16 protein-coding genes and 1 other RNA gene are annotated in these 17,745 nt (G+C 64.0%); 12 read left to right on the top strand and 5 right to left on the bottom strand.

Annotation, left to right across the window (positions count from 1 at the left end; translation table 11 throughout):
- Positions 1 to 111: 111 nt before the first annotated feature.
- On the bottom strand, positions 112 to 1,524 hold the full coding sequence (locus H5T73_01330; GenBank protein MBC7246405.1) for a CoA-binding protein: 1,413 nt from the start codon (positions 1,522 to 1,524) through the stop codon (positions 112 to 114).
- 27 nt (positions 1,525 to 1,551) lie between these two features.
- Entirely contained in the window at positions 1,552 to 1,863 is a 312-nt protein-coding gene (locus H5T73_01325; GenBank protein ID MBC7246404.1) for a hypothetical protein, read from the bottom strand.
- A 317-nt stretch (positions 1,864 to 2,180) separates the two neighbouring features.
- On the opposite strand from H5T73_01325, the gene H5T73_01320 reads away from it, so the two are divergent.
- The gene (locus H5T73_01320) at positions 2,181 to 3,101 is read left to right on the top strand and encodes a creatininase family protein (protein ID MBC7246403.1); all 921 of its coding nucleotides are present in this window, start codon (positions 2,181 to 2,183) and stop codon (positions 3,099 to 3,101) included.
- 325 nt (positions 3,102 to 3,426) lie between these two features.
- Here H5T73_01320 and H5T73_01315 read toward each other — a convergent pair whose 3' ends face one another.
- Positions 3,427 to 4,626 carry a hypothetical protein gene (locus tag H5T73_01315; GenBank protein MBC7246402.1) on the bottom strand — a complete coding sequence of 400 codons (1,200 nt, stop codon included), beginning with the start codon at positions 4,624 to 4,626 and terminating at the stop codon, positions 3,427 to 3,429.
- Between the two features lie 466 nt (positions 4,627 to 5,092).
- Between H5T73_01315 and H5T73_01310 the strand changes: the two genes are divergently transcribed.
- From H5T73_01310 to H5T73_01270, 9 genes are all read left to right on the top strand, one after another.
- Positions 5,093 to 6,118 carry an amidohydrolase gene (locus H5T73_01310; GenBank protein MBC7246401.1) on the top strand — a complete coding sequence of 342 codons (1,026 nt, stop codon included), beginning with the start codon at positions 5,093 to 5,095 and terminating at the stop codon, positions 6,116 to 6,118.
- Positions 6,119 to 6,336: 218 nt separating this feature from the next.
- Positions 6,337 to 6,621 (top strand): hypothetical protein, encoded by a 285-nt coding sequence (locus H5T73_01305; GenBank protein MBC7246400.1) that lies wholly within the window; start codon positions 6,337 to 6,339, stop codon positions 6,619 to 6,621.
- Positions 6,622 to 6,892: 271 nt separating this feature from the next.
- Positions 6,893 to 7,273: RNase P RNA component class A (rnpB, locus tag H5T73_01300), an RNA gene on the top strand.
- Positions 7,274 to 7,763: 490 nt separating this feature from the next.
- Positions 7,764 to 8,321 (top strand): GNAT family N-acetyltransferase, encoded by a 558-nt coding sequence (locus H5T73_01295; GenBank protein MBC7246399.1) that lies wholly within the window; start codon positions 7,764 to 7,766, stop codon positions 8,319 to 8,321.
- 427 nt (positions 8,322 to 8,748) lie between these two features.
- Positions 8,749 to 9,390 carry a transposase gene (locus tag H5T73_01290; GenBank protein ID MBC7246398.1) on the top strand — a complete coding sequence of 214 codons (642 nt, stop codon included), beginning with the start codon at positions 8,749 to 8,751 and terminating at the stop codon, positions 9,388 to 9,390.
- A gap of 28 nt (positions 9,391 to 9,418) precedes the next feature.
- Positions 9,419 to 9,784, top strand: coding sequence for a transposase (locus tag H5T73_01285; GenBank protein MBC7246397.1), 366 nt, complete (start codon positions 9,419 to 9,421; stop codon positions 9,782 to 9,784).
- 562 nt (positions 9,785 to 10,346) lie between these two features.
- Complete coding sequence (locus H5T73_01280) at positions 10,347 to 11,405, top strand: 4Fe-4S binding protein (protein ID MBC7246396.1); 1,059 nt, start codon at positions 10,347 to 10,349, stop codon at positions 11,403 to 11,405.
- Positions 11,406 to 12,000: 595 nt separating this feature from the next.
- Complete coding sequence (locus H5T73_01275; GenBank protein ID MBC7246395.1) at positions 12,001 to 12,228, top strand: hypothetical protein; 228 nt, start codon at positions 12,001 to 12,003, stop codon at positions 12,226 to 12,228.
- A complete protein-coding gene (locus H5T73_01270; protein ID MBC7246394.1) occupies positions 12,228 to 13,550 on the top strand; it encodes a hypothetical protein in 1,323 nt (440 codons plus the stop codon). The genes H5T73_01275 and H5T73_01270 overlap by 1 nt, the downstream gene beginning before the upstream one ends.
- A gap of 25 nt (positions 13,551 to 13,575) precedes the next feature.
- Here the strand turns inward: H5T73_01270 and H5T73_01265 are convergent, their stop codons facing one another.
- Complete coding sequence (locus H5T73_01265) at positions 13,576 to 13,989, bottom strand: hypothetical protein (protein ID MBC7246393.1); 414 nt, start codon at positions 13,987 to 13,989, stop codon at positions 13,576 to 13,578.
- Between the two features lie 342 nt (positions 13,990 to 14,331).
- Between H5T73_01265 and H5T73_01260 the strand changes: the two genes are divergently transcribed.
- Entirely contained in the window at positions 14,332 to 14,937 is a 606-nt protein-coding gene (locus H5T73_01260) for a phage holin family protein (GenBank protein ID MBC7246392.1), read from the top strand.
- A 224-nt stretch (positions 14,938 to 15,161) separates the two neighbouring features.
- Positions 15,162 to 16,358: a PD-(D/E)XK nuclease family protein gene (locus H5T73_01255; protein MBC7246391.1), complete on the top strand. Its 1,197-nt coding sequence runs from the start codon at positions 15,162 to 15,164 to the stop codon at positions 16,356 to 16,358.
- A gap of 539 nt (positions 16,359 to 16,897) precedes the next feature.
- Here the strand turns inward: H5T73_01255 and H5T73_01250 are convergent.
- Positions 16,898 to 17,722, bottom strand: a complete 825-nt coding sequence (locus tag H5T73_01250) for an alpha/beta fold hydrolase (protein ID MBC7246390.1) — start codon at positions 17,720 to 17,722, stop codon at positions 16,898 to 16,900.
- Positions 17,723 to 17,745: the final 23 nt, after the last annotated feature.

Raw genomic sequence — 17,745 nt, 5'->3', positions numbered from 1 at the left:
CCCTGCCGGGTATGGGGACTTGCCATGAACAAAGGGCATCTTGGGCGCGTACCCCGCGGGGGCACAGGCAGGGGGAACCCGGGAGGGGTGCTATCAAGGCGCGGGATGGAGTCAGGTATTGACCAGGCGCAGGGCGCGCATGGCCCGTTGCATGGAGGGGAATACCGCCACCCCGCCCGCGAGCAGCCGGTCGCGCAGCCTGCGCGCGAGTTCCTCCAGGGCGAGGTCGCGGTGGCCTATGGCGCGTGAGTAAAGCACGAGCACCACGGGCTTCCCCGTCTCCCGGCGCACCCTGACCAGCGAGTCCGTGGCGGCCAGTGCGCCTTCCTCTCCCACCAGGCCGTAGCCGAAGTTCAGGGCCAGGTCGAAGACGAGGATGTCCGTGTCCGGGTCACGGGCGGCCTCCCGCATGGCGGCCTCGAAGACGGAGGGATGGGTGAGCGGGGTCCCGATGTCCAGGGGGTTTCCCACCGCGGTACCGGGGTAGTCCAGGATGGGGCGCAGGCGCGACGCGGTCTCCTCCCCCATGGGGGGCACCGTCAGCCCCTCCGCCTCCGCGAGGTCGCCTGCATAGGCCCCCAGGCCCCCGCCTCCCCCGCTCAGCAGGAGGCGCCTTCCCGGCCTGCGCCCCATGTGCTTGAGGGCCAGGAGCACGTCGCATATCTCGTCGACGCCGCAGGCCTCGATGACCCCGCACTGGCGGAGGACGCCTTCCCAGATGGCCGAGGAGCCGGCCAGGGAACCGGTGTGGGAGGCGGCGGCGCGACGGGAGGAATCCGCCTTGCCCACCTTCCATATGACCACCGTCTTGCGGGAGGCGGCCTCCCTGAGGGCCTCGAGGAAGACCCTTCCATCCCGCACCCCCTCCAGGTAAGCGGCGATGGTGCTCGTGCAGGGGTCCGCGGAGAAATAGCGCAACAGGTGCGACTCGTCGAGGTCCGCGCCGTTCCCGTAGCTCACGATGGCGCTGAAATGTATCCCCAGGTCCCCGCAGGTGCGCCCCACGTGCACGGAGAAACCACCGCTCTGGGAGATGAAGGCCACGTCGCCCACCCTGTCGCTGAAGTCGTGGCCGGGAAGCAGGGTCAGGCGGTTGCGCGGGTTGTAGATGCCGAAGCAGTTGGGCCCGACGATGCGGAAACCGCCGCGGCGGGCCAGCGAGATGGCCTCCCTCTCCAGGGCCTCTCCCTTTTCGCCGGCCTCCCGGAACCCGGAGGCCAGCATCACCACGCCCTTGACGCGGAGGCGCGCGCATTCCTCGAGGATGTCCATGGAACGGTGGGCGGGGATGGCCAGGTACACTAGGTCCGGGACCTCGGGGAGGGAGGCGAGGTCCGCGTAGCAGGGAAGGCCCATGATCTCACTTTCACCTGGGTTGACGAGGTACACGGGGCCGGAGAAACCGTAGGTGAGCTGGGCGGCGGTGAAGAGCGAGCCGAACTTCATGGGTTTGCCCGAGGCGCCCACGATGGCCAGCGAGCGTGCGTTGATGACGGCGTCTATTTCCTCGAATTCCGTGGGCAATGCGACCACGTCCTCGCTTCCTGTGGGTCAGGCCCACTCCCTGCGGATTACCTCCATGGCTATCCTGTTGCCGGGGCCGTCCCCCCTGGCGACGTTCACGCTCACCTTCTCACCAACGGCCTCCGCGATCTCCGCCACGTCCCGGTGCGTGAACCCCGGGCAGAGCATCACGGCGTGGATGTCCTCCTCCTCGACCAGACGCCTGCACTCCGCGACCGCCTGCTCCTGGCCGCTGACCACGACCACCAGGAGCTTGTACTTCGGCGTCTCCACCACGGCCCTGTGGGTCGCGGGATCGGCGTCCGGCGCGTGGGCTATGAAGGCCGCCCTGAAAGCCATCCTCGTCACCTCCCCGTGGGCTGCGTTCCCGTATCCGCGTACCGGGTCCCCGGTTTCTTGATCTCCTTACCGGGGCGGATTTCCTGGGTTCCTTGCCGGGACCCCGATTTCCCCGGTTTCCTTAGATATTATCACCCCCTTCGGCCGGCGGCATCCAGGATTCCCTGCCGGCCGCTGACCCGGACCTCCAGCCGGCGATTGCATCCCCTGGCTCCAGGGAGGATACCCCCGGTCGCCCTGTCATACGGGTCCGGACGAGGGCGCCTTGGGGGGCCGGAAGCCGCGAAAGGTCGCCGCGTGGGTGCTATAATCCGGCCATGGGCAAAAAAGCGCTTGAGCTGGTGGAGATGACCGGGGAGGAGATCGATTCCCTGGACCGGGAGCGCACCGTCTTCGTGATGGTCCTCAGCCCCATCGAGGTGCACGGGCCCCACCTGCCCCTGGGGACCGACGTGATGATAGCCAGGGAGGTGAGGGACCGCGCCCTGGACAGGCTCGCCGGGACCCACCCCGGGCTGCGTTTCGTGGTGCTCCCCCCCTTCTTCATGGGCAGCGACACCATCCCGGGCTCGCTGGAGGTGGACAGCCGGGCGGTGAACCTTCTGCTCCGCGGGGTTGCCTCCTTTCTCGCGGACCGCGGGTTCCACTACCTCCTGGTGGTGGACAACCACGGGGGACCGCGCCACCAGATCGCCACCGCGAAGGCGGTGCGGCGCCTTTACCGGGAGAGGGGCTTCCACGTCGTCGCCCCCTTCCTCTCCTTTTACCGGCGCATGGTGGAGCTGGACCCCGCCCTGCTCTCCCGGCTCGGGAGGGGCCAGGGTTCCTGCGGGGACGCCCAGGATTGCCACGCGGGGCTCAACGAGACCTCGCTCGCGCTGCGGGCCATGCCGGAGAGGGTGCGCCCCGCCTGGAAGGAACTGGAACGCACCTCCATCAACCCCCGGCGCTGGCCCCACCTGGCGCTCGGCTCGCTGGGGAAGCTGCTGGGGCTGCTGGGGGCGAGGGAACTGGGCGGGGACCTGGCTTACGTGGGGCTCATGCTCTCCTGGGTCACGGAAAAGCACCCGCCCAACTACATCGGCGAGCCCCGCGCCGCCGACCCGGAGGCCGGCGAGCGCATGCTCGCCGCCTTCACGGACGAGGTGGTGGAGCGCATGGAGGCGGCCCTCAAGGGAGAGCCCCCTTACCACACCCCCCTGGGCTGGACGCTGCGCCTGATAGAGCCCAGCCGCTGAAGCCCGCGCATGCCCCTTCTTGCATGGGCGCCTCATGCGCCGGACGGAGCGCTTGACGGAGCCCTGCTGAGGTAGATACCCCCGTTCCCGCGACGCGGTCTCCCGGTGGGACGCCATGCGACGAAGGATCGTTTTGTTACGTGTTGTTACCTCGACGTACCTCGACGAGATCTCCCCATGCAACACCACTGGTTAAAAGGACACCTCGTCCTCTCGACGCGGTCTCCCGGTGGGACGCGGGCGATTGGGCCGGTACGCCACCGGGACGGGAGGAGCGGGTACCGAAGCAGGGGAGAGAAGCGGGCGCCGGGGCCGAGGCGTCGGGCTACCTGCCCGCGGCCAGTTCATGGAAGGCCGCGGAAAGCCCTTCCAGCTCGTTGCGCGAGAGGTCGCCGGTCACCGTGATCTCCAGGCTCCCTGTCGCCAGGCGCATCTCCTGGAAACCGAGGGCGGCGGTGTAGTAGGCCTTCGCCTCCGGACCCCCCAGGATCTCCTGCTGCGTGAGGTAAGCGCCCGAGAGGGCTCCCAGTCCGGTGGTGTAGGCGGCGAAGCCCTCCACCACGGGCACCTCCCGCACCTCGCACTGGCGGCTGCCGCTGCGGTAAACCAGGTAAAGCTCCCGGAAACCCTGGGGGAAGGCCACGGACCGCTCGGAGGGGAAGAGGTCGGAGGCGGTGGGGTCCCTCACGTACGCCCCCGCCAGCGCGAACCCCTCTATTTCCACCGTCAGGGGCGCGAAACCCAGCGCCGATGCCGCGTCCGCCGGGTCCAGGGGAAGGCACGCCCCGTTGCGGGTCGCTTCCCTCACGGGGAGGGAGGCATCGAAGCCGGGCGGGATGCCGGAGGGGAAGGGCTCCAGTTCCCCGTACGCGTCGATCCTGAAGTCCTGGTAAGAGAAGGAGATGCGCCTGTCCCCGGCGAGGGAGACCTCCTTGCGCAGCGGCAGGCCGCTCCCGGCGTCTATCCACAGCTCCGTTTCCGGGGAGAGTCCGGGGGGCGATTTCAGGTGAAAGGCGTCCTTGCCCCCGAGCGACGAGCGCGCGAGGACCTGCAGGCTCCCGCCCTGGAGGAGGGAGGCCAGGGAGGAGTAATAATCCGCGTTGCCGCAGAGGTTGTAGAGGGAGAGGTACGCGCCGGTGTTGCGCAGGGGAGGCACGTCCAGCAACAGCTCGGCCTGGAGGTAGGCGGCGCCGGCGTCATCGCTCTGCGTGCGCACGCGGTAGACCCGGTTGCCGGATTGCGCCGTGTATTGCAGCAGGCGCGCCTCCCCCCGGGAGACGTCGAGGAAGCGGTAGCGGTATCCGTCGGGAAAGCGCAGGAAGAACTCCTCCCGGTAGACGCTTTCCCCGTCCTCCGTGATGCAGGTGTAGTCGAGGGCGGTGAAGGTCCCGGCCTTTTCTTGCAGCAGCCCGATCACCCTGGCGGTGAGATCCTCGCCGGCGCAGCCCGCGGCGCCGTATATGGAAATTATTACCATAATAGATGGCACCACGATGGCCAGGAGCAGGCGGGATATCCCCCTCACGCGCTTTCTTCCTCCTTCGTCTTTCCCCTCCCTTACCTCGCTTCCCGCACAATTATACAATCCCTCCCGCCGGGGCTTCCCGCGTACGGAGCGGGCGGGAGGCCTCACGTCCTTTCGCCGTCAGGCGCTATCGGCACGCGCCGGGGAGCGGCGCTTGTCCGCGTTCGCCCACGCGGTCATCTGAGCGGCCACGTCCGATGGCACGTCCGTGGGGTACTTCCGCTGGCACTTCAGGTGGTACGTCCGCGGGCACGTCCGCCTACACGTCCGCTGGCACATCCGCGGGGCACGTCCGCTGGCACATCCGCGGGGCACTTCCGCGGGCACGGCGACGTGCCCGTTCCCTCGTGCATCCCAGTGGATGTTGTATAATCCGCTTAGCCCTGCCGGATGCCCCTTGCGGCGCGGCGGCGCCAGCGATGGAAAGGACGGTAGATAACGACGGAAACGGCAAACGGGAGGGACGATGGCATCCGGTGACCGAAACGGGGAAGGGGAAGCCTGGCAGGCGGCGGACATCCCCATGCGCTGGGATAGCGCCGGGGACGGCCCCGGGGTAGGGGGCGCGCCCTGGGTGGACACCCACGTGCACATCCTGCCGCCGCGGCGCATGCGCGGCCTGGTGCGCTGGGTGAAGAAGTTCACCCCCGGATTCCCGGTGAGCGAGGACATCTCCACGGAGGAGATCCTGGCCTCCCTCCGCTCCTCGGGCATCCCCCTCTTCTTCAACCTCGTCTTCCCCCTGTGGGAGGAGGAGACGGAGGACCTCAACCGCTTCAACCGCGACCTCTGCGCGGGGATCCCGGAGGCGGTGCCCTTCGGCTCCCTGCACATCGAAACGCCGGACAAGGAGGGGGAGACGCGGCGCTGCATCGAGGAATACGGCTTCGTGGGCATGAAGCTGCACCCCTACGCGCAGCGCTTTCCCGCCTTCGGCGAGGAGATGCGGCCGCTCTTCCGGGTGCTCGACGAGCACGGCAGGCCGCTCCTCGTGCACACCGGCTTCGACGCCTTCTACGGCATGTACATGGACCTGGAGGAGATGGAGCGCACCATCCGCGACCACCCGCGCATGCAGGTGGTGGCGGTGCACGCGCTCTTCCCCCGCTTCCGCCTAGCCCACCGCCTCATGGAAGAATATCCCAATTTCTGGCTGGACATGACCAACACCATCTCCTGCCTGCGCCTGCACCATCACCTGAAGTCCCAGGGGAGCTCCCTCCCGGATTCGGCCTCCAGCCTGGAGGTGGAGGAGGTGGAGAAGAACCTGCCCTGGTTCCACCGCCTGCTGGAGGACTTCTCCGACCGCATCATGTACGGCACGGACTTCCCCGTGGGGTTCGGGTACCACCCCGCCCTCCTGGAGGACCTGCGCTTCTTCGGGTTCGACGAAGGGATCGAGGAGGACCTGCTGGCGGGGGCGGCGAAGAACCTCCTCGCCCGCTGCGGTTTCGGCCACCTGGCGGAGAAGCTGCCCGCCCCGGGCGAGTGAGGCCGTCCCAGGAGCGCCGCGCCTTCCCCCCGCTGGGGCGGAAAAGCGCCTCCCGCGGACACTGCCGTGAAGCGTCGCCGCCTGTGCCCTTCCTCCCGCGATCGCGCCCCCGGCAGGGGTAGCGCGGCGTGTTCGCCTACCCGCGGTAAGTGGAAGACGTGCCGTCAGGGAGGATAGAATGTGAAGGGGTAAAAGCGTCGCGCTCGAGGAGGTGAGCCATGTCCGCCGTAAGGGATTACCTGAAAACGCAGCACCTGTTCACCATGAAGGCCTTTCTCTCGTCGGAGGAAAACCCCGGCCAGAGGGTCTGGTTCCACTTCGACGAGGAGGGCAAGGTGACCGGCCACAGCTTCGAACCCGCCGAGAAGGAATGGGACGGCTCGGGGCCTCAGCCGGTGATCACGCCCATGGGGCGCTACGAGGGCGAGGCCAGGCTCTCCGAGAACTGGGCGGAATACATCGCGATGGCGGAGGAAGAGGAGAGGAAGCAGCGCGGTTCCTGAGCGCGTGCCCCGGGTGGTGGTCCCCGAGCGGTGCGGGAGACGCCCGGGATGGAAAACTCGGACCGATGCAGGGAGCCGGGCTTTGATATGTCCTGGTCAGGCGGCAAGCGCCCCACGGGTAAGACCTTCTGCGAACGGTGCTCCCCCGGGACGGGCGAAGCATTCCCTGCTCCCGGCAGGGTCGGATCCAACCTGGGATTCAACGGGAAAGGCGCGCTCTCCCCGGGAACGTTTATCCCCGGCCGGCGCTCGAATATAATGGAATGTGGAGGGAGTAGGCCGGGTGGTCGCGGGTGCGCCGGCCGGCGCGCTCGAGGAAAGTCCGGACTCCGCAGGGCAGGGAGCTGGGTAACGCCCAGGCGGGGTGACCCGACGGAAAGTGCCACAGAAAGGGAAACCGCCCACCGCCCCCCATGGGGGCAGGGGCAAGGGTGAAAAGGTGGGGTAAGAGCCCACCAGCGGTCCCGGTGACGGGGCCGGCTTGGTAAACCCCTCCCGGAGCAAGGCCAAATAGGAGCCGATGCCGTGGCCCGCGGCGCTCGAGGCTCGGGTAGGCCGCATGAGGCCGCCGGTAACGGCGGTCCCAGATGGATGACCACCGCCCGGGGCATCCCCCCGGGTACAGAATCCGGCTTACAGGCCCACTCCCTCCCCTTTTTACCAACCCTGTCACTTGTTGCTGTCCATGGTTGTTGCTAGGATAGTGCGTGGGCTCCCGTTTAAAAGCCTGGAGAAGCGGGCATGCCTGGACAGGGACTCCGGGATTGCATAAAGAATCGGAAGCAGCCCGGGATCTTACTCAGGTCTGGCAGGCTGAACGTGTTTCAGGGTTGACGAAATAGGTTAAAATAATTAATCGATGGGCACGATATAAATATTTAGAATATAGAAAAGGAGGAAACGGAGAGCCTGAAGAATTTACCATAAGGTACACTCTCTTAGTTTTTCGACGGAGGCAGAAATGGCAAGACCGATAGAACCGACACCTACACTCAAGGGCAAGAGCATAGATCTCTTCTGTCAGAGTATCACCAAGGTGAAATACAGCCCGCAGAAAGAGCGACTCCTGAAGGAAGCGCGGGAAATTCACAGGGAGCTTAAGAAGCATCGTCAGCCCTTTCCAACTACCCTAAAGGGGCGTGATGGATGAGAATATCTCCCTGCAAGATTTGACTTCTGAACCACTATCCGAGGAGAATATCCCCTCGGATTTTGATTGTGGTGACGAAGACCTCAACGACTTTATTATCAATGACGCACTTCGCCACCAGAACGCCAATGTGGCCATGACTACTCTGGTAAAATACAAGGGGAAAACCGTAGGTTTTTATAGCTTGGCGACTGACTGCATAAGCCTCGCCAAAGAGGAAAAAGATAGAATTAAAAGAGAATATAATATCCCATACAGCGAATACCCTGCCCTTAAGATATGCAGGCTCGGCGTACAAAAAGACTTCCAAGGCAAGGGCATAGGTCGCACAATGGTCTATGACGTAATAGGTCTAGCTTTAGAGATTCAAGAATGGATCGGGTTACGCTTTATTTCGGTTGATGCCTACCAAGACAGTCGGGACTTCTACGAAAAACTTGGCTTCCTTGAAAATCACCATGAAAATGAAGCAGATCCTAGAGGCAAGACGATTAGCATGCGTTACGACCTGGAGCCCACTGTCTGGGAAAAGGGCGAATGGCCGTCATAGAAATTTTGTACAGAAATAGAGGTCACTTCCCCCACTCAAATTCAGGTCTGGTAGCTTGTGCATGCATGGCATTTACAGTAACGCAGCTCACTTCCTTGCCGGGTTATCCAGACGTGTGATTAGTGTAACCAAAAGGGCCTGTTGCCCAAGTGGCTGCTGATCTTGGAGATATCGCTAAAGCGAACCTGTGGCCCATCTCTCGGCTGGCTACGTCCTAAACTGTCTGTAAATTCTAAGCGGTCTGGACTACCATATCGGTTGTTATGCACAACCAAAGCAACCGACGAAAGGAGTCCAGACCTATGAAAAGAATATCACCGAGCGAGTTGCTGGAGAAGAAGGCAAAAAGAGCTCATAGAAGAGAACGAGGCAGAGAATCTGACAGCGAGCTGATAAGGATGGAGCGGGAAAGCTGATCTGGGAGGCGTTGGAGGCCGAGGTTTCGGAAGGGCTGAGCAGGGAGCGCTACCAGTGCTCAGGCGGGGAATCGCCCGGCTGGCGCAACGGCTACAAGCAGAGGCATATAGACTGCGCCGAGGGCAGGCTCGAGATAGACCTACCCCAGATGAGGGGGACGGGGGAGACCTTCCGCCTGGAGCTCTGGGAGGCGCTCAAGCTGCGCACCGACGTCTCGGAAAGGCTGGTGGTCGAGATGTACGCCGGCGGACTGTCCACCCGGGAGGCAGAGGACCACTTGTGCGAGATATCCCGGGGCGGGAAATCGCTTCTCTCCCGCTCTTCTGTGAGCCGCCTGACCGAGGTCCTGTGGGAGGAATACGAGGAGTTCCAGGGGCGGGACCTCTCCGGCCTCGATGTCGTCTACCTTTTCTCCGACGCCGTCTACGAATCGCTCCGGGCCCAGGCGGGCTTAAAGGAGGGAGTCTTGGTCTCCTGGGCCATCCTCTCTTGCGGCGCCAAGGTGCTCCTCTCCATGACCTTGGGCGGAAAGGAATCCTACGAGGACTGGCTCTCCCACTTCAGGGACATGGTCTCCCGGGGCCTCAAGCCCCCCTTGACCGTAACCACCGATGGCGCTCCCGGCCTCACCAAGGCGGCGGAGGCCGCATGAGCCGGAGGCGGAGAGGATACGCTGCTGGGTGTACAAGATGAGAAACGTCCTGGATAAAGTGCCTGAAAACGTCCGGCCCCTCCTCAAGCCCTGGTTGGAGGCTGTGCGGGACGCCCCAGACTACGAGGCGGGGAAAATGATGGCCCAGGTCACAGCGAAGAGGTTCTCACCCGAGTTCTCCTCCGCCATGAAGAGCTTCGCCGAGGACCTGGAGGCCTCCCTGGCCCACCTAAAGCTCCCCTCCGTGCACCGCAGGAACATCCGCGCCACCAACCTGGTGGAGCGCAGCTTTTTAGAGGAGCGCAGGAGGGCCAAGGTCATCCTGCGCTTCCGGGGAGAGAGGGAGTGCTTGAAGCTGGTCTTCGCGGTTCTCTGGCGGGAGTCGGAGCGCTGATCAGAGGGTGCGTTTTACGGATATAGAGCGCAATCTCCTTGACAAATACGTCGAGATGAATAAGGCGGTAGATGGGAGTCGCAAGAGGGCCGAAAGCGCCGGTTTCGCCGGCTCCGCCTGAGCCTCAGGCGAACGAACATCAACGGCAGAAAACAGGGAACATCATCAACAGGGCTGGGCTCCAGGTACATGGATCACCCCGCTGATGGCTTCGCGCGGCGTGGGTTGCCGGCCCTCGTATGATGATGCATGAAAGGTGTCATTCTTGATGGGTTTTTCTTATATTGGCAGGAACAACGATCGATATGGTATATGCCAGATCATGTTTACAGACGTTTTGGGACTTGACCCGTTTCCGCTGGCACATCGAGGGAATAGAGATTCGAGTTCTGAAGGTAGAAAGTCATGGCCTGGTGAATCGAAGAATCAAAGGGCAGCGGCGAGGTTCGGCACAGCGATGCGGGGAGAAGCTGCAGCTTGCGGGGATGGCGGGGAAAGGATGTAAACTTTAACCGAGGATAGAAGGCACGACCCGGGGGAGAGCGAATCAAGGAGCGAGAACGTGAGCGAGCAGACATATGCGAGGCTGAAGGAACTGCTGGACAAGATGCCGGGGGGATTCCCCGCCACCGAGAGCGGCGTGGAGATGAAGATCCTCTCCAAGCTCTTCTCTCCCGAGGAAGCGGAGCTGGCCGTTTGTTTGGAGCGGGAGCCCCGCTCACCGAAAGAGATCGCACGGCGGCACGGCATAGAGGAGGCGGAAGCGGCGGAGAGGCTCGCCTCCATGGCCTCCCGGGGGTTGATCTACAGGGAAGGGGAGGGCGGGGATGCCCGCTACCGCCTGGAGCAGTTCATCGTGGGCATATACGAGTACAACCTGGGGACCATGGACCGCGAGCTGGCGGAGATGGTCGAGGAGTACATCCCCTACGTGGGGCTGGCCATGGCAGGGGCGAAGACGCTGCAGACGCGATTCATCCCCGTGGGGTCGGCGGTGGACGCGTCCCACGCCGTCGCCGCCTATGACCGCATAAGGGACCTGGTGCGCGAGCACGAATTCTTAGGCGTCAAGCAATGCATCTGCCGCAGGCAGCAGGGATTGCTGGGACGCCGCTGCCATTACCCCCTGGAGATCTGCCTCATGTTCGGTGACTTCGCCCGCTATCACCTGGAGAACGGCTGGCCCGGCCGGAGGATCGGCGTGGATGAAGCCCTGGGGCTACTCGAACGCTCGGAGGAGCTGGGGCTGGTGCTCCTGGCGGAGAACGCCCGGGAGATCAGGTTCGTGTGCTCATGCTGTCCCTGCTGCTGCTCGGGCTTGAGGATAATGAAGGTCCTTCCCAACCCGGGGGAGATCCTGCACTCCAACTACCGCTCCCTGCTCAACGCCGATGCATGCGACGGCTGCGGGGTATGCGTGGAGCGCTGTCCCATGGATGCCATCGCGGTTGACGGCGGGGTAGCGGCCATCGACCCCCGGAGGTGCATCGGTTGCGGTGTCTGCGTGCCGACCTGCGGGCAGGGCGCCATAACCCTGGAAGAGAGGGAGGATGCCGTGGTCCCGCCCCGGGACAGGCTGGAGACCATGCGGCGCATCCTGGAGGAGCGGGGCCTGGCATAGGCGCATCCCGAAGATCTCATGAACACCGGGGACGGCGCGGTAGGGGGGGCGTTTTCCTTGTTCGGCCGTTGTCGTCTCGTTTTCAAATAGCCTCCACAGGAGCGCCCATGAGAACGCCTTCGACGATTTTCGGAGATTTTCGCCGAAATGGCGAATGGCTCCGGTTGTGAAGTGCGTTCCCTTGGATGAAGGGGCGGTCGAAAAAACAGGAATGTCTTTCCCCTCGAGGGATATGAGACGGGTTTCGCCCACCGCTTGCCCCGGCACCGTTGCGACTTTACGGAAGAACCCCGCCCTCCTCTCCGGCGCATATATCTCGACGGGGTATACCATCGCCGGTCTGGGCATGATCCTTTCCTCGCAAGGCTCCGTTGCCGGCAAAGAACCCTAATCCAGATGATAGGCCCTGCGAAGAGAGGCGGGAATAACAGCTACCCCGCGCTTGCCCACCCTTACGGCCTCCCCCCGGTTCATTCGCCACACCTCCGATCATCGGATTATCGGAAATGCTGATGAATTGCGACTTGCGGGGAAGGCGGGGAAAGGATGTAAACTTGGGTCGAAGGTTGAAGACGCGACTCCGAGGGGAGGAGACATGGAGAGCGGCGAGAGGGTCGAGAGCGGGCAGTGGGATGAGAAGACCTTGCGGAGGGCTGCCTTCTGCCGTGACAAGTGCACCCTATGCAAGCTGGGGAGGAAGAAGGGGAAGGGCATCTTCTACCAGCTGGTCAAGCTGGAGGCGGGTCTCAAGGTCTGCCCCTGGTGCCGCGCCTACGAGAAGGTGTACGGGGTACCGGCCTACCAGGAGCCGCCCGCGCAGTGATGGACCGCGCGCCGCTGACGCGTGAGGACTGGCGGAGGCTGTTGGAGGAATCCGGGCGCGTCCTCGCCCTGAACGAGGTGGACGAGGGGGACATCTACTACCACATGCCCTCCTACCACCACTACCCATCCCTCTTCGGGTGGGACAGCGGCTTCCACGCCGTGGCCATGCGCCACATCGACGCCCGCAAGGCGGCCCGGGAGCTGGAGACCCTCTTCCGCCAGGTGCGGGAGGACGGCCACCTCCCCCACGAGGTGCTGCTGCCCCACCGCACGGAGCACCCCCGCCTGCGCCACCTGCAGACCTGGCTGGTGCGCTGGGAGTTCGACCGCCGGGGGGCCTCCTACATGATCGACCCCCCCAGCTACCACTACGCCGCGCAGCTGGTGTACGAGAGCACCGGGGACCGGGGGTGGCTGAAGGGGCTGTGGCCCAACATGTGCCGGAGCCTTGACTTCCTCCTGGAGGAACGGAACGTCTTCGGCGACGGCCTGGTGACCATCTTCCACCCCTGGGAATCGGGGACGGACATGTCCCCACAGTTCTTCAGCGCCATGGGGCTGGAAAGGGGAGAGATGCGGAGCCTGCTGCGCTCCGATCTCTACCCCACCGTCCTCTTCGCCTTCAACCGCGTCCACGGGTGGGATCCCGGAAAGCTGGCCCGGGCCGACCGCTTCGTGTGCCAGGAGCTCACCGTCAACTGCCTGACCGTGCGCGCCTGCCGCAGCATGGCCGAGCTGGCGCACGAGCTGGGTGACGCGGAGAGGGAGAGGCGGTATGGGGAAAGGGCCCGGGCGATGATGGAGGCCCTGGACGAGCTGTGCTGGGACGAAACGGTGGGTTGCTACTTCCCGCGCTTCGGCTTCCGCGATCCCCGCCTGGCGAGGAGGAAGACCGCCGATTCCCTCATGCCCCTCTTCGGGGGCCTGTGCGGCGGCGAGAGGGCGGGCCGTCTCATCGAGGACCACCTCCTGAACCCAAGGGAGTTCTTCACCCCCTACCCTGTTCCCTTCAACCCCCTGGACGAGCTGGAGAGGGAGGGGAGGTGGGTGGAGAGCCGCCTCTGGGCCGGCCACTGCGTGTGGGTTAACTTCTGCTGGATGCTGGCCATCGCCCTGGATGAGTACGGGTACCGGGACGTGGCGCGGGAGATCACGCGGCGGGTGGTGAGGATGGTGCTCCGAGAGGGTTTCTGGGAGTTCTACGACTCGCGGGACGGGTCCGGCAGGCGCATCCCCGATTTCTGCTGGCCGGCCCTGGCCCTGGACATGGTGGCCCGCTTCTGGCCGGAAATAACCGGAGACAACCAGGGAGAGCGGTAAGAGCGCTCGCCCCGGGCCCCGTGGATCAGTGTCGCTTCACGCGGTGGGGAAAGGCGTCGCTGAGCATCCCCGTGCGCAGGTAATCGAGGTAAGCCCTGCGTTTCCTGGCCGCGGATATGTACATGGGGATGAGGAGCCCGGCCACGAGCAAGGTGAACCACGAGCGGAAGGCGAGGGCTATGCCCACGTTCATGATGGTGCGGGCGGCGATCCTCTGGTGGCTGATCTGGGAATATTGCCTGCGACGGGTCGTGGGTGACATGCGGAAATCACGCAGCTGGCGCAGGTTGATCAGCAGCCCCAGCAACCAGACCATGCAACCGACGGGAAAGGAGACGTAGTTGTGGATGGAAAGGGACCATCCCGCCACCAGGCTGGTGATCACGCTGAGCCAAATGGCGATGAAGTGCACGAATACTATCCAGTTTCCCTGCGACATAGCTTTTTTATACCCTCTGGTATTAAACTGGAAACAGGCCCGCGGGCGCAAGCCGGGACCTCGTTAGGGTTCGGGGCAGACTGAGCAAGCTGGGTTGCATTAAACCGGAAACAGGCCCGCGGGAACAGGAAGCACGTGGGTTGGCTGGACAGGACCTCTCGTGGGCTGCAAGGGGCGAAAAGGTCATCGTTCTGTCCCGGGCGAAGTTATACCCGGGCTTGCCGGCCTCACGTGAGGAGATTTACGCGGCGCCGCGGCGCTACGGAGGCCGGGGCAGGCGAAGATGTCGGCGCCGCTCGCTATCGGTGCCGGTAGGAGGGGAACGCGAAGAAAGGAGGTTGCGTGAGCAGGATATCCGAGGTGAAGTCGCGGGTGCAGCACCTGATGCACTTGACCGCAAGGATTCGCAGCCAGGTCGCCAGGCTCAGCGGCCCCGAGGGGAAGCAAGTCAAGGAGAAGGCTAAGGAGGGGGGCAAGCGCATCGGTATAGGGGTGGCCATCGCCATCTTCGGGGTTTCGGTGATAGCGGTGGCCGCGGTGTACATCCTGGCGGTGCTGATGCTCCTCTTGAACATCGCCCTGGACCGGCTGTGGCTCTCCTCGCTCATCGTGGTCATCGGCGCCTTTCTCTTCGGAGGCGTGGTGGTAGCAGTGGGCGTGAAGACCATAAAGAAGGGCGCCAGGGAGATGCCCGTGGTGGGATCCGAGTTCGTGGAGGAGATCAAGGGAACCACGGAGGAGATGAAGGAGACCGTCGGGGAGCTGCAGGAGATCGCCAGGCAGGAAGCCGAGGAAAAACAGAGGCAGGTCCAGGAGGTGATACGGCAAGTGAAGCCGGTCCTTCCCTACCTGGTCGGCGCCTACCTCGGGTATCGGGTGGTCAAGGGGGTGGTGAAAGCACGCCGCAGGAGGCTGCTGAAGATGGTCAAGGAGTTGGAAGAGGCGTAACGAGACCCAGGGAGAACGTGGCGGCGGGCCGGATGCGGGCCCGCCGCTTTTTTCTTGCAGACTCTTGACGCATCTCCGCGTTCGCCTCGCTCCCACGGCGCTTGCCCGGAGGGAAGGTCGCCCGCCCTGCCGGGAGGGCAGGAGAAGGTGAGGCGAGGGAAGACGAGGGGCTTACTGACTTGTCATGGGTGCGGGGTATCATTCTCTCAGGAGGTGAAAGCGCGGTGACTTACTCGCACAGCCAGCTGGAGACCTTCGAGGCCTGCCCGCTCAAGTACAGGCTGCAATACCTGGAGCGCATAAAGGCGGGCCGGCGCGGCATCGAAGCTTTCATGGGCTCCGTGGTCCATGCCACGCTGGAGAAGCTGTACAGGGACCTCCGCATGTCCCGCCTGCCGGGTCCGGAGGAGGTGGGCAGGTATTTCCTCGACCAGTGGGAGGCCGGTTTCGGTGACGACATCTTCATCGTGAGGAGCGAGTACCGGGCCGAGGATTACCGGGAAACGGGCCTGCGCTGCGTGCAGGAATACTACGCCCGTTATCACCCGTTCACCGGCGGTGTCCCCATCTGGCTCGAGAAGATGGTCAGGATTCCCCTCTACGACGCGGAGGGAAGGCAGATCGATTTCGTGGGAGTCCTGGACAGGCTGGACGGGCTGGAGGAAGGACGCTACGAGATCCATGACTATAAGACCTCCCAGACACTGCCCACCCGGGAACAGTTGGAGAAAGACCGGCAGCTCAGCCTCTACCAGCTCGCCGTGGAGAAGGCCTTCCCCGATGCCCGGGAGGTGGAGCTGGTCTGGCACTACCTGGTCTTCGGGCGCGAACTGCGCCTGAAGAGAGAGCGGCGCGACCTTGACGGGGTGGCCGCCGCAGCCGTGGAGGTGGTGCAGCGCATCGAGAGCTCCCAGGAATTTCCACCACGGGAGAGCGAGCTCTGCGAGTGGTGCGAGTTTCAGGAGTATTGCCCCAGGCGCAAGCACCTTTTCATGACCGCCTCCCTCCCCGTGCGCGAGCTGGGGATGGACAGGGGCATACAGCTCGTGGACCAGTACGCGGAGTGGCAGGCGAGAAAGAAAGAGGCGGAGGACCAGATAGAGCTGCTGCGCCGGGAGCTGCTGGAGTTCGCCGACTTCCACGGCGTGGACAACATCCGGGGCAGCTTCAAGGTCCTGAGCATAAGGCGCGAGATGAGACCGAAGCTGCCGCCTCCCGGCAGCGCGGAAAGGGAGGCCGTGGAGGAGGCGCTCAAGCGTGAGGGCGTGTGGGAAAAAGTCAGCGTCCTCAACGCGCAGAAGCTCGCTTCCCTGCTCTCCAGCGGTTCCCTCGACGAGTCGCGGAGGGCACGGCTGGAGGAGGTGATCACCTGCGAGGAGGTGCCCACCCTGCGGTTGAGGAAAATGGAGGGGCAGGCTTAGCGCACATGCTGGGCTGAATCAAACGATGTCATCGCGTGGTCGCGCGTTACAAGAAAGTCATGGCACGGTGGCGCGAAGGCGTGTTCTTTAGAATGTCATTGCGAGGAGGCGCGAAGGCGTGTTCTTCAGAATGTCATTGCGAGGAGGCGCGAAGGCGTGTTCTTCAGAATGTCATTGCGAGGAGGCGCGAAGCGCCGGCGAAGCAATCTCGTACGCATAATGGGACATGTTGCCCGGCAGCGCCTTCACGGCGGAGACGTTTTTTCCGGATGAGATCGCTTCGTCGCTCCGCTCCTCGCGATGACAGGTAAGGACGTCGCGATGACATTCAAACCCCTCCTCGCGATGACATGCTTCTTTGAGATTGCTTCGCTCCGCTCGCGATGACAGGTAAGGACGCTCGCGATGACAGGTAAGGACGCTCGCGATGACAGGTCCGAGAGCAAAAGGAGCTTTTCGGGGCGGGCAGGCGCGCCCGCAGGCGGGGTGAATATAGTCTGTGCCAGAAACGAGAGATTCTGGGCCAGAAACGAGCGGCTTCAGGCCAGGAAAGCGATGACCTCCTCCGCCACCTCCCGCGGAAACTGCCCTATGAGGCCGTGACCTCCGCCGGGGAACTCCAGCAGGCGGCTGTTCGGTATCTCCCTCGCCAGGATACGAGAATTTTCGGGCGGGACCAGGATGTCCTCCGATCCGGTGATGATAAGGGTCTCCTGCCGGATATCCTTCAGGCGCGGGAAGTCCGACCAGGTGACGATGGCGTTGAACTGGGCGAGGAAACACCGCGTGGGAATAGGCGCCCTGAGCACGGCTCGCTTCATCTCCTCCGCGGCCACCGGGTTCGCGTCGATGAAGGACTGGGGGAAGAGCAGCTTTAAGGTGGTCTCGGCCATGCGCTCGAGGTTCATGCCCTCCTCGGGGAGGAGCATCTTCAGGACTTCCTGTCCGGGCTGCACGTGTTCCCTGCCGCCGCAGGTGGTTACCAGCAGCACGAGCTTCCTGACGCGGTCGGGGTACTGGAGGGCGAGCTCTTGGGCGATCATCCCCCCCATGGACATCCCGAGCACGTGTGCAGAGGCCCAGCCCAGGTGGTCCATGAGGCCCGCCGCGTCTTCCGCCATCTGCGCGATGGAATAAGGTCCAGACGGCTTGCCCGACCTGCCGGCTCCGCGGTTGTCGAAGGTGACCACGTGAAAGCGCTGCGACAGGAGTTCCAGGAGGAGGGGGTCCCACCAGTCGGCGTTGCCGCTCAGGCCCATGATGAGCAGCAGCGGCTCGCGGGAGCGATCGCCGGGACCGTACTCGCGGTAGTATATCTCCAGTCCGTTGACCTCGACCGATCTTTCACTGTAAGCGACCGCCAAGGCGTACCTCCCTCTTCCCCGGA

It is taken from the genome of Actinomycetota bacterium, from assembly GCA_014360655.1.
Lineage (GTDB): Bacteria > Actinomycetota > Geothermincolia > Geothermincolales > RBG-13-55-18 > JACIXC01.
Note: the sequence above shows the minus strand (reverse complement) of the source record. Positions and strands in the feature narration are given on the sequence as shown.